Origin of the sequence: Lysinibacillus piscis, assembly GCF_026012395.1 — a bacterium.
Classification (GTDB): domain Bacteria; phylum Bacillota; class Bacilli; order Bacillales_A; family Planococcaceae; genus Lysinibacillus; species Lysinibacillus piscis.
Map to the genome: position 1 here is coordinate 160968 of NZ_BRZA01000002.1, position 13079 is coordinate 174046.

At 35.3% G+C, this 13079-nt stretch carries 12 protein-coding genes; 9 read left to right on the forward strand and 3 right to left on the reverse strand.

Features of this window, described 5'->3' with window-relative positions; all coding sequences use genetic code 11:
• Window positions 1–12 precede the first annotated feature (12 nt).
• From OPF91_RS07165 to OPF91_RS07175, 3 genes are all read left to right on the forward strand, one after another.
• Window positions 13–615: an RDD family protein gene (locus OPF91_RS07165; RefSeq protein WP_264988056.1), complete on the forward strand. Its 603-nt coding sequence runs from the start codon at window positions 13–15 to the stop codon at window positions 613–615.
• Between the two features lie 80 nt (window positions 616–695).
• The gene (tpx, locus tag OPF91_RS07170) at window positions 696–1199 is read left to right on the forward strand and encodes a thiol peroxidase (RefSeq protein ID WP_264988057.1); all 504 of its coding nucleotides are present in this window, start codon (window positions 696–698) and stop codon (window positions 1197–1199) included.
• A 76-nt stretch (window positions 1200–1275) separates the two neighbouring features.
• On the forward strand, window positions 1276–2205 hold the full coding sequence (locus OPF91_RS07175) for a class I SAM-dependent methyltransferase (protein ID WP_264988058.1): 930 nt from the start codon (window positions 1276–1278) through the stop codon (window positions 2203–2205).
• Between the two features lie 44 nt (window positions 2206–2249).
• Here OPF91_RS07175 and OPF91_RS07180 read toward each other — a convergent pair whose 3' ends face one another.
• Window positions 2250–2699, reverse strand: coding sequence for a universal stress protein (locus OPF91_RS07180; protein WP_264988059.1), 450 nt, complete (start codon window positions 2697–2699; stop codon window positions 2250–2252).
• Between the two features lie 322 nt (window positions 2700–3021).
• Here OPF91_RS07180 and ald point away from each other — a divergent pair, with 322 nt between their 5' ends.
• The gene (ald, locus tag OPF91_RS07185; protein WP_264988061.1) at window positions 3022–4137 is read left to right on the forward strand and encodes an alanine dehydrogenase; all 1116 of its coding nucleotides are present in this window, start codon (window positions 3022–3024) and stop codon (window positions 4135–4137) included.
• Window positions 4138–4471: 334 nt separating this feature from the next.
• Here the strand turns inward: ald and OPF91_RS07190 are convergent, their stop codons facing one another.
• A complete protein-coding gene (locus OPF91_RS07190) occupies window positions 4472–5608 on the reverse strand; it encodes a Fic family protein (protein WP_264988062.1) in 1137 nt (378 codons plus the stop codon).
• Window positions 5609–6126: 518 nt separating this feature from the next.
• Between OPF91_RS07190 and OPF91_RS07195 the strand changes: the two genes are divergently transcribed.
• The 5 genes from OPF91_RS07195 to OPF91_RS07215 all read left to right on the forward strand — a co-directional run bounded on the left by OPF91_RS07195 (window position 6127) and on the right by OPF91_RS07215 (window position 11771).
• Window positions 6127–6696 carry a PadR family transcriptional regulator gene (locus tag OPF91_RS07195; protein ID WP_264988064.1) on the forward strand — a complete coding sequence of 190 codons (570 nt, stop codon included), beginning with the start codon at window positions 6127–6129 and terminating at the stop codon, window positions 6694–6696.
• Window positions 6689–7510: a type II CAAX endopeptidase family protein gene (locus OPF91_RS07200; RefSeq protein WP_264988065.1), complete on the forward strand. Its 822-nt coding sequence runs from the start codon at window positions 6689–6691 to the stop codon at window positions 7508–7510. Before OPF91_RS07195 ends, OPF91_RS07200 begins: the two co-directional genes overlap by 8 nt.
• Window positions 7511–8123: 613 nt before the next feature.
• Entirely contained in the window at window positions 8124–8585 is a 462-nt protein-coding gene (locus OPF91_RS07205) for a hypothetical protein (protein WP_264988066.1), read from the forward strand.
• 277 nt (window positions 8586–8862) lie between these two features.
• Complete coding sequence (locus tag OPF91_RS07210) at window positions 8863–9048, forward strand: hypothetical protein (RefSeq protein ID WP_264988067.1); 186 nt, start codon at window positions 8863–8865, stop codon at window positions 9046–9048.
• Between the two features lie 719 nt (window positions 9049–9767).
• Entirely contained in the window at window positions 9768–11771 is a 2004-nt protein-coding gene (locus OPF91_RS07215) for a methyl-accepting chemotaxis protein (protein WP_264988069.1), read from the forward strand.
• Window positions 11772–11904: 133 nt separating this feature from the next.
• On the opposite strand, the gene OPF91_RS07220 is transcribed toward OPF91_RS07215, so the two are convergent.
• Window positions 11905–12993 carry a M24 family metallopeptidase gene (locus OPF91_RS07220; RefSeq protein ID WP_264988070.1) on the reverse strand — a complete coding sequence of 363 codons (1089 nt, stop codon included), beginning with the start codon at window positions 12991–12993 and terminating at the stop codon, window positions 11905–11907.
• Window positions 12994–13079: the final 86 nt, after the last annotated feature.

The following is a 13079-nucleotide window of genomic DNA, read 5'->3' on the forward strand; positions in this document are numbered from 1 at the left end:
GAGGGGTAACGTATGACAAATCATGAGCTGATGCTACAGACAGCACCCTCTCCAACATATAATTTGGCTACATCTAAAAACTATGTATTAAAAACGGCAGGCTTCTGGGTACGTTTTTGGGCATTTTTATTGGATATTTTAATTATTGCGGCAATTGGTGGTATTATTATAAATCCGATTTTCTATTTAATGGATTGGTCATTATCGCAATCAGCTTGGTATGCGCCGATTTCTATTTTGTCAGCGATACTTTACTATAGTTATTTTGTATTGATGACGAAATTTTTCGGACAAACCATAGGGAAAATGGCGCTTGGTTTACGTGTGATTTCCTTAAAGCATGAACAGCTAACATGGTCAGATGTATTATTTCGTGATTGGATTGGTCGTGTGATTAGCAATATTTTTAAGCCACTTTATTTATTAACAGTTGTGATGCCAAATAATCAAGGCTTACACGACTTCTTTGCAGATACAGCTGTTGTACATGAAAATGTTTATATTGAAAAAGAATTGATTTCAACACCAGCAGTGGAGCCAAATCAGTCACTAGCTCTTGAAAAAATAGAGTCAACAGAAGAAGTAGAAATAGTGTCTGAATCAACAGATAAATAAATTTTAAGCTATCTTAGTTGCAATCGTTTCTAGTTGTTTAGTAATATGATGTATATACGAATAGTAGGAGGCGTTTTAACATGGCACAAATAACATTTAAAAATGGTCCAGTAACATTGATTGGTAATGAAGTGAAAGTTGGTGACAAAGCACCAGACTTCACTGTGCTAGCAAATGATTTATCTGCGGTAACATTACAAAATTCAACAGGTAAAATTCGTTTATTCAGCGTTGTACCATCATTAGATACAGGTGTATGTGATGCACAAACACGTCGTTTTAACGAGGAAGCAGCAAACTTAGGCGATAACGTAGTAATCTATACGGTATCTGTAGACCTTCCTTTTGCACAAAAACGTTGGTGTGGTGCAGCGGGCATTGATGCTGTTCAAACCGTATCAGATCACCGCGATTTATCATTTGGTGAAGCATATGGTGTTTACATTCAAGAGTTACGTCTATTAGCACGTGCGATTTTTGTTGTAGATGCAAATGACAATGTGGTGTATGTAGAGTATGTGCCAGAAGCGACAGACCATCCTAACTATGAAGCAGCGATTGCAGCAGTAAAAGCATTGGCATAAGCAAGTTAGAACACTAGATGGGGAGCTGTGACAGTATGTTGTCATAGCTCCTTTCTTTCGTGAAAGGATGTTCAAGATGGAGAATATGGAAAAAATATTTAAAATGCTCAATGACCATGCTGTGAAAGTAGAAAAAGAGCAGCAAGTGACATTGCTAGAAGGCATTTTAGATGGTTTAGAGACATGGCTAGATGGAGAAGTTGACTTTTCACAGCCAGGAGCAACAAAAGAGGATATACGGAAAGCTATTCAAATAGCGATTTTAAAGGGTATGCGTCAAAGTGCACAACCAAATCATCAAATGACACCAGATACATTAGGCTTATTGGTGGGGTATTTAGTGGAGCAAATTTTCGCTAAACGTTTAAAAGATGACAAAATTGCAGTATTAGATTTAGCAGTTGGTACAGGAAATCTATTGTTAACAGTGATGAATTTATTAGATGGCAAAATAGAAGCGACAGGTGTAGAAATTGATGAGCTACTCATTCGTTTAGCAGCAGCAACAGCCGATTTAACAGAGCAGCCTGTAGCCCTTTATCGCCAAGATGCATTACAAGACTTATTAGTAAATCCTGTTGACGCAGTCGTATGTGATTTACCAGTTGGTTATTATCCGAATGAGGAAGTAGCATTGGAATATGAGCTATGTCCTGCTGAAGGCATGAGTTATGCACATCATTTATTTATTGAACAATCTATGAACTATACAAAAGAGGGTGGCTATTTATTTTTCCTAGCACCGACCCATCTTTTTGAGTCAGAGCAGTCGAAGCAATTGCATAAATATATTCAAAAGTATGCATGGATTCAAGCTATTATCCAATTGCCAGATACGATGTTTGCCAACAAAGCACTTGAAAAAAGTATTGTTATTCTACAAAAGCAAAGTAAAGAGCTGAAAGCACCGAAAGAAGTATTATTAGCGAAGGTGCCAAATATGCAAAATAAACAAGCATTAGCGTTGTTCTTTGAAAAAGTGAAAATGTGGCAGGAAGCAAACTAACAAAAAAAGGTATCCACTTGAATGGATACCTTTTTGCTGTTTGATTAAATTTCTGGTGTACGGATAACAAGTACGTCACATTTAGCCGAGCGTACAATTGCTTCAGATACAGAACCGATAAGGAAGCGTTCAACCGCATTCAAACCTGTTGCACCACAAATAATTAAATCTGCATCTACAACTTTAGAAAGCTCTTTTGTAATAATATTTTTTGGTGAGCCATATTCAATGATGAGGTTTACATTTGCAACGCCTGCTTCTTCAGCCTGCTTTTTGTAGCCGTTTAATAGCTCTTCAGAAAAGCTTTGCGCACGTTCAGCAATAGAACGGTCATAGGCTTCAATAGCTGCAAATGAACGCGTATCAATAACGTTCACCAAATTTAAAATAGAACCTTCGTTACGTTTAGCGACATCAATGGATTTACGGAAAGCGTATTCAGCTTCCTTAGAACCATCTACTGCAACTACGATACTTTTATATTGATTTGCCATTTAAAAAACCTCCTCCATCTGTATATGCTAATTATACCAAATGATTGGTTAAAAGAAATACTACTCCAACATAAAAATGTGAAAAATTGAAGGCGTTTTCAAGTGTGTGAAGGATTTTCGAAAAATATTATGATAACAATAATAAATTATTTAATATTTCATATTTTTGAAACATTGCGAATATTTTTGGTAGCGTTTTTATTTGAAGATTTTTTTGTAGTTGTTTGGTAATATGAACATATAAGGAGTGCATTTAGATACATAAATATGTATTGAATAAAACGCTGCTTACATTTACAAGTAATGGAAGGGGAAAAGGGAAATGAAGATCGGCGTTCCAAAGGAAATTAAAAATAATGAAAATCGTGTTGCGATGACACCAGCAGGCGTTGTGACATTGACACAAGCAGGTCACGAAGTGTATATCGAAGCAGGTGCAGGTTTAGGCTCTAGCTTTACAGATGCTGATTACCAAGCAGCGGGTGCACATATTGTGGCAACTGCTAAAGAAGCATGGTCACAAGAAATGGTGATGAAAGTAAAAGAACCAATCGCTTCAGAATATGATTATTTCTACGAAGGTCAAATTTTATTCACTTACCTGCACTTAGCACCAGAAGTAGAATTAACACAAGCTCTTTTAAATAAAAAAGTAGTAGGTATTGCCTATGAAACAGTACAATTAGCAAACGGTTCTCTACCACTTTTAACACCAATGAGTGAAGTAGCAGGGAAGATGGCTACACAAATTGGTGCACAATTCTTAGAGAAAAACCATGAAGGTAAAGGCATTTTACTAGGTGGTGTTTCTGGTGTGCAACGTGGTAAAGTAACGATTATCGGTGGTGGTATTGCTGGAACAAATGCAGCAAAAATTGCTGTTGGTATGGGTGCAGACGTAACAGTAATCGATTTAAGCCCAGAGCGCTTACGCCAATTAGAAGATATTTTTGGTCGTGATGTACAAACATTAATTTCAAATCCATTTAACATTGCAGAATCTGTAAAAACTTCTGATTTAGTGATTGGAGCTGTATTAATTCCAGGCGCAAAAGCACCGAAGCTTGTATCTGAGGAAATGATTCAATCTATGCAACCAGGCTCGGTTGTAGTGGATATTGCAATCGACCAAGGCGGTATTTTTGCATCAACTGACCGTGTCACAACACATGATGATCCAACATACGTAAAACACGGTGTTGTACACTATGCAGTAGCAAATATGCCAGGTGCTGTACCTCGCACATCAACAATTGCGTTAACAAACAACACAATTCCTTATGCATTACAAATTGCGAACAAAGGGTACAAACAAGCATGTCTTGATAACCAAGCATTGAAAAAAGGTGTAAACACATTAGAAGGTCACCTTACTTATAAAGCAGTAGCAGACGATCAACAATTACCATATGTAAATGTAGATGAGTTAATTCAATAATTTAAATACAAAAGAAACACCATGTCATAGGAACGACACCTCAATTGTTAGACACAGCATCTAATAGTTGGAGGTGTCGTTTTTTAATGACTAAAATTACAAGTGACATGCGTGATTATTCAAGGTTGCAATTTAGAAACTATTTTTAGAAAAATAAGAAAAACAGTTAGGGATAGATAGTTTGGAAATAGAACTAGATGGGCAAAGAAAAGATTGTGATTAATTCGATGATTTGAGATTAGTTATGGAGAACCTTATCATAAGTAAGTGCGGTTTATAAAAAGAATTAAACCTGCATCTAGTATTAATAAATTAGATACAGGTTTAAAAGTATTTAAGATTGAATCAATTGGGTAATATCATAGTTATAGTAAGCGACATTTCTTTTTGACTGATCATCTTTATAAAGTAGCTGATTCTCAACTAAGAAATTTAAAGCTTGTCTAGCTGTAGATGGAGAGATATTTAAAGCTTGTGCCATTTCTATAGCATTTGTTTTAGGGTAGCGAAATGACAATAAATAAACATTTTTTTGTACTTCTTTTTCACATTTTTTAAGACCATCAAAAGCAATTTTTTCAGCCGTTTCTAATAAAAGATTTAACTTATCGGCCATTCTATTAGAAGCTTCCAAGAAGAATTCAATCCATTGAGTCCAACTTGCATTATTACCCCTCGTGCTATTTAAAAAGTGGTAATATTTAAATCTTTGTTTCTCAAGTTCTTCACTAACAAAAAAGATTGGGCTTGCTATTAAATCCGATTGTACTGTATATAAAGCAATTAAAATCCTACCTAAACGACCATTACCATCTAAAAATGGATGTATAGATTCAAATTGGGCATGCATGATAGCAACTTTTAACAATGCAGGGCTGTTTTCATCAATTATAAATGTATTTTCTTTCTCAAGATGATCTGTTGAGAGTTTTTGGCCATAAGGATGTTTATTAATAAAGTTCTCCCAGTTATTTAAGTAATCGGGTATCTCGTTAGCTTCAATAGGAATATAGGAAGCATCTTCAATTTTATTATTAGGACCAATAAAATTTTGAATTCTCCTAAATTCGCCACTTCCCTCTGTAGTTCCTCTAGAATTTTCCATTAAAATTTCGTGTAATTCTAAAATTAATCTAGTAGAGATTGGGTATCCATTCCGGATTTGCTCATAACCATAATTCAAGGCTTTTCGATAATTATCTACTTCATGAATCTTAGGTGCAGTGCTTTTTTTGTGTGCCTGTTCAACCATTTCTATGAATGTAACTTGAGTACCTTCAATTCTAGTGGATTGTACAGATTCATTTAATGAAAGTGTATTGATTAATTCAGTACCTAATAGGGAATATTTAAATCGTTCATCTAATCTTCCTAGCTTATTTGAGACTTCATTTAAAAGAATCAATAGCTTAGTTGCATCTGTTACAGGAATGCTAATAGGAAGCTTTTTAATGCCTCTAATTGGTGACATAATAAATCCTCCTTAAGTAAATAATTTTATTTTTTTTCCTCAAATAAATATAATATACCACTTAAGGTTGAAAAAACGAAGAAAAAAATCTTATTTATATTGAGGTTAGTATATGTTATTTAAAGACATTTTATTCAGGTGAAAAGAATTCAGAAAAACCTTACTTGTGTCAGTCATGGAGAACCACAAGTACAGCAATAATTGAATTAAACTCATCTGACAGCTGGAGAGATTAGATTTTATATAGAGAGAATTTAAGTGCGACGGAGAGGGGAAGACCGTATTACACATAGGTTTGAGGGCAGTGTCAGCTTGCCATTAGGTGAGTTGTCACAGCCCTTTTTGGTGATTCCGTTCAACAACTTACAAACAAGAGGCCGATGTGTGAAGAACGAGCGATTAGTTTGCAAAAATTGAATGGACATAAAGAAATTGCTTGATTATATTCTATGTGTATAATATTATACATGTGTAATATGAAATGAGCACAACAGCTCAGACAATGGAGGATTGATTTTATGTCATTAAAGCATGGAATATTAGGGTTGCTTGCAAACGGTCCGATGACGGGCTACGAACTCAGTAACGATTTCAACACCTCACTCAGCCTGATGTGGCATGCCCAGCAAAGTCAAGTGTATAGGGAGCTTGGGGATTTAGAGAAGAATGGCTATGTCACTTCAACAATCATCCCTCAAGAAGGCAAGCCGAGCAAAAAGCAATATACCATAACTGACATTGGTCTACAGGAGCTAGTGGATTGGGTAAATGAGTACCATTTCAAGGAATCCATGAAGGTGCGAGACGCCTTTGCTCTGCGAATTTTTTTCAGTGCTCGGGGCAACTTTGACGAGCTAAGGTCCGCTTTGCATGCATATATCGAGTGGAATGAGGCTCTATTAAAAAAGCTAGAGGATATCGAACAGCAGCATCTCCCACCCGAGAGATTGCAGTCGGAATCGGATGCCCTGTACTGGTTGATTAGTTTGAGAAAAGGTCGCTACACTTTTCGCGCGAATATTGATTGGGGTATCGACACTTTAGGTATATTGGATCAGCTAAACCATGAAGGAACACAAAATGAGTAGAAAACAAACGAGCTTATACCTGTTCTTCACCTATGTCCTGACGTATGTTTCATGGAGTATTTATGCTGTATATATTCATCGAGTTGATAGCGCACTTAATTTCTCCGACCATATGGGGATTTTAATGCTGTTGGGTTTAATGGGACCTACCCTTGGCGCTTATTTTGCGATAGCCTTTACTAAGAAAAAAGGCGGGTTCAAGTCGTATCATCAACAATTTCGATGGAACTTCGGCTGGCGATGGCTGATGGTTGCAATCGGGCTTCCTGTTCTGTTAGGCGGATTTGGCTATGCTATAGGTTTTGTGTTGGAGCCTGAATTGATACGAGAGAATGAAATGAGAGCGTTCTATACTTTCATACCCGCTTTATTAAGCTCGATTGTGTTCGGAGGATTAGAAGAATTGGGCTGGCGTGGCTTGCTACTTCCAAATCTGCTACAACGATTTGGTTACTACCTCTCGACGCTGCTTGTTGGTGTTGCCTGGACGCTTTGGCATATTCCTTTGTTTTTTATCCCTGACTCTGGTCAATACGGCAACAACTTCGCTATCTATGCGATAGAATTAATAGGCTATAGTGCCATCTTGACATGGCTATATGTGCGAACAAGGAGTGTTATTTTGGCTGTTCTATTCCATGCTTCGTTTAATGCGATTTCATATGTAGGCTTGTACGCACCTAAAACCTCAAATCTATCTTATACTGTATTTGCTATTCTATTGCTTATCATTGGATTGTATCTTGTCTCGAGATTAGCAGCGAGACCAGAATCAGTTCAAACAGAGGTCGAAGCAGGAAAAACAAGAGCTTAAGGCTTTTAACCATTAGAGAGAATGAAATAGGTCATTCTCACATAAAAAGATACATCAAGCCATGAAAAAACGTTGGTTTTGATCCGCTCATTGACCAATAAAAACAGACTGCTCCTTCGATAGGTGGTCAGTCTGTTTTTTGATTAATTTACCGAAGCGGATTGCCTTTGAATTAGCCTCTAAATAGGTTATGCCTGTGTAAAACTATCAAGAGATAGCGTTTTTTTATTTAAATGAAATAAAGGTTATAGAGAACAGGAATTGAATTGACAATAAATTTTTCCTTCTGCTTTTCCAATATAAACATATATATTATCGTTAACTTTGTTGCTACACCATTATTAAAAATTTCTCCCAGTTCTTTGCCTATGGAGCCAGTATAAATTTCAATGGAATCATCGCTCTCATTAATCACAAGAATGCCTGTATTTGGATTGTCATTTAGAATTTCTTCTGCAATAATCTGAGTAGTGGTCTTCTTTTCATTAGTACTTTCATTTGAATTGTTACATGAAGAGATTAGCCATTTTTAGTGTAAATGAATAAAATAATAAGTAATAAATAGGCTCTAACGTCTTATCATAAGTAAGTGAGATTTATAAAGAGGTATTAAATGGATATAAAGCTTTTATATTATAAGAAATTGAAAGGTAATGTTTTGCCCGTTGATTATGTAAAATGGGCTTATCAAATGCTAGAAAATGAATTTTCTTCACAGACTTTAACTATTCTCGCTACTTTGGAAGAACCATTAAATAGTTTTGAAGTAGAACAGCTTTTTAAAAGGACCTTAAATGAGTTAAAGTTGACGGAGCCATCCTATGAAGAAAGTGCGGAATTTTATGTACAGTATTTGTTACAGCAAATATTACTGGATAACAACAATGCGATAGCTATTGCACATGAAATATATCAGGTAATTCGAGAACATTCTACTCATGAAAAAGTGAGCAATTGGTATGAAATAAGTGAAATGATAGATGACTTTCAATATGGCGATAATGTAAACAACATTACACAAGATTTTTTAATTCAAGTTATTGTACAAGAGGTAAATAAACAACTAAAGAAATAAGTATTTATATAATAATGGATATATGTATAAAATTATATTTATACATACCATAAGTAAGTTTTTAAGAACATTTGTATAAAGCGAGCGTAACCTATTTAATGAATACTCTTGCGGTGATGATTAATAATGGTGTAATATAGCTTCAACATTTGATAGAAAAAGTTTATTGAAAAGAAATCAATACACATTAGAAAATACTAGAACGATATCAGATGTCCAAGAATTTTAATTCCCTTGAATTGAATAATTCAAGTGATAAACAAAAAGGACGGATGTAATGAAATATAATAAAACAATTATGCTAAAGCTTATCAATGAACATCGAGCGTTGCATGATGAATTAAAAAAGCTAAAGTCTGAATTGGGTTTAGAGAAAAATTTTGCAGTCAAGGCACTGTACCACTCATATGTTGCAGAGGATGGTCCGTATATGAAAGAATATCAGGATTTAGAGCGACTATAATTAATCGTTGTGCTACTAACTAAAAATCTTTAGTTTAATTAAAATTGCACTTAAAAGTGGTACGAGAAACCTTATGACAAGTAAATGAATGAAAAGAGCCATCTGAACGCTGGAATAATGCGTTTCAGATGGTTTTTAATTGGAAAATAACGAATGATTTTGTTGGAGATTTTCATCTTGTCGATATTTATGTGACTCATTTGAATAGCTATTGTATTATTTGAGAGATCTAGAACTCTAGAAAACCCTCTTAAGTAATATTATCAGGCAGCACCAAAAAACCACGTATTTTGTTATATGTAGATATAAGTTTTATAACGATATGCTAGAATTAATTCTTTAACTGACGAGGATAAAAAATGATGCTGTTTTCTAATGCATTCATTGGAATTGAACAATATATACTATACCGTCTATTGTACAAGTATATTAATTTTAGAGAACAGTCCCTATTAGTGTAAAATAATTAGGCTGTTTGTTCATAGCAATTAGTAGTGTATAGAAACTAAGTAATAAAAATTATTTTTAGCTATGTTGCCAAGAAAATAAATAATAAAAAATTTTTGATGGAATATGGCGTTTTATGTAGTATTATGATTTTATGATATAAGTGCAGATACTGTAAATGACTCCAACAATATCTAAATATAAGAGAAATGTTTAGGAGGGGTCTTTAGCTAAGAAAATACAAAATCTATGTTCAAAAAAGGATGACGAATATGAGTAAAAATCTTTTTTCAACCATTAATAAATCTTTTAAGCTCAAATTAATGTTTATTTTGCTATTTATATCGTTAGTTCCACTCGTTGCGTCTTCAACCATTTTACTCATGCAATCCAACTCTGCCTTAAGCACTACATCTGAAGACGCTTTTGAAGAGGCAACAAACCTTAATGCAAAATATATTAATGACTGGATTTCACAAAAAATTGAATCGATGCAAGCTGTAGTGAAGGAGCATCCAGAATTTTTGAATAATGATCCTAAACAGGTCATCCCAGTTCTTAAAATACTGGCACAAAGCGATTCTGACGTACAAGTATATTCGTATGTGGATGTGAAGGGATATGTTTATGAAACAAGCGACCAAAGCTATGATGGAAGTAATTTTCAAAATGTTAAAAACGCGATGAGTACAAAAAAGGTTGCAGTCTCTGACATTCTTAAAGCTGTTAATGAAGATCTGGACATCATTATCATCGACGTTCCTCTTGTCAATGACAAGGGAGAGTTTAGAGGGATTGTTCAATCGATGCTAGATGTATCGAAAATCTCGAAGGTTGTTAAAGATATTAAAGTTGCTAAAACAGGAAAAGGATACTTAGTATCAAGCAGTGGCGTAATTCTAATTCATCCTGATGTCGCGAAAATTGGCAAGAATATAAATGAAATAGAAAATAAAGATACTGTTGAACTATTAAATAAGAATGTTCTGGCCAATAAAAACGGCATCTTTACATATCAAGAAGATGGTGGTCAAAGTATTGTTGCCTCCTATAAAGAAATCGAGCGAACAGGTTGGCGACTAGTTTTAGATGCTCCTTCACAGGAAATGAATGAGCAAGCTATGAAATCTATGAAAATAGCCATTATTATTATTGTTATTTCTTTGATTAGTGTGGCTATCATTGCCATCTTCCTTTCAAGAGTAGTAGTTCGCCCTATTTTAAAGCTTATAGAAAACTCTAAGAACATGGCTAATGGCGATTTTACAACAAAAATTGAAGTTAAAGGTAAGGATGAAATCGCCGAGCTTTCGATTGCCTATAATTCAATGATTGATAACTTAAGAAATTTAATACAGCAAGTAGTCATTGCTACAAATACTGTAGATTCTAAAGCGTGTGAAATGAACAATATGGCTATTCAGTCAGGAAAAGTATCATCTGAAATACTTGTAACAGTAGATAGTTTTGCACATGGTGTAAATGACCAAGCTGAGTCAGTTCAAAATGGGTCATCTATGGTAACTGGTATAACAAAGGATATGCAGGAAATTACAACGAATGTTGAAAACTCTGTAGATATGATTAAAGGAGTTAATGTAGCTGTCGATGAAGGATTTACGGCTATTGTAAACCAGTTAAGCCTTATGGAGGAAAGCAAGAAAACTACTGAAAATGTAGGGATGGCCATTAATATGTTAGCTGAAAAATCGGCTAAAATCAGCGATATAGTTGATGTTATTAGTGGTATAGCTAACCAAACAAACCTTCTTGCGCTTAATGCAGCAATAGAAGCAGCACGTGCAGGAGAGCATGGAAAAGGCTTTGCTGTTGTTGCGGATGAGGTAAGGAAGCTTGCAGAACAATCAGCGAATTCAAGCGATGAAATCATTGCACTTATTAAGGAAATACAGGAAAGAACATCTCAAAGCGTTGATGAGGTTAACCTAGTAAAAGATGTTGTATTCAAGCAAGAAGTTGCAGTAAATGATACAAAGAAATATTTTGACCAAATAAGAGATTCTGTAAGAAACATTGTCATACAAATAAACAATGCAGCAACTTCAGCAAATGAGGTAAATAAAAAGTCACATGAAATAACGAAGGTTATGGAGAATATTGCGTCTGTTGCGGAGGAAAATGCAGCAGCTACAGAAGAGTTTTTAGCAGTTACTCAAAATCAGGCTCATGGAATACAAAAAGTAAGAGCTGATTCTGACGATGTGGTATATGAAGCTAAAAATCTTCTTGAGGCGATTAAGAATTTTAAAATTTAAACGACTGAGGCAAAAGAATTTTAGTCACTGAAAAACCCGAACTATATTGCGAGACACTTCAAATTTAGTGTTTCGTAATAGTTCGGGTTTTTAGTTTATGTTATGCATTTTTATGAGTGAATTACTTTTTTGACTATAGAATAATTAATTCTTTTGTGAACTTCGTTAATACTTCCACGCCATCTTTTGTTACAACAACGTCATCTTCAATGCGGACACCTGTGATATCTGCTTTGTAGACACCTGGCTCAATCGTAAAGACCATTCCTTCTGTCATGACCATATCATTTGTGCCTGTAATTGATGGGAATTCATGTACAGAAATACCGAGCCCATGTCCAAGGCGGTGTGTGAAATAGTCACCATAGCCTGCTGCTGTAATTGTATCACGTGCGATTTTATCTAAATCCATGGCACGTACACCAGGTTTCACAGCTGCAATCGCATTCATATTTGCTGCAAGAACCGTGTTGTAAACCTCTTTTTGTGCGTCACTTGGCTCACCGAAAGCAACTGTACGTGTAATATCAGAACAATAGCCGTCGTAAATAACCCCAAGGTCAAATAAAATCATATCACCCTTTTCAATTTTACGTGCACCTGGCACACCATGTGGAGAAGCTGTTTTTGGTCCACTTAATACCATTGTATCAAAGGACATTTTACAGCCTTTCTCTTGGATAGCGCTTTCGATGGCTGTTAAGATTTCCATTTCTGTCTTGCCTTCAGCGATTTCCTTGCAACCGATTTCCACAGCATAATCAGCTAGTTCCGCTGCTTTGCGCAATTTTTCTAATTCGCTCTCATCTTTAATCACACGCATTGCATTAATTTTTTCATCTAAACGAACGAAATGAGTGGCTGCAAAAGATTGTTGCAATGCTTCTAAACGTTCTACTGTTAAATGTGCTTTTTCAATAGCAAATGTAGCAGGCTGTCCGATGCGATCTTGAATCGCTTGGGCAAGTAGCTCCATTGCATTTTCTGTATCTTGATGTCCAATCGTATCATATGTCCAACCCGCAGCCTGAGCATCAGGAACTTCCATTTTTGGACAAATTAAAAACGGCTCTGCTTCTTTAAAAACAGCGACACCTAATAAACGCTCATGTGGATTACTATGAAAGCCTGAAACGTAAAAAACATTGTCTGGTGTTGTAATGAAAGCAACGTCTACTTGTTGTTGCTGTAAATAACTTTGAATTTCTTGAATTTTTGACATATGTAGTGACCTCCTGCGTAACGCAAAATAGAATACCTGCTTCATCATATCAAAAAAAGGGAAAAAACGCATCGCTCACGAATTAA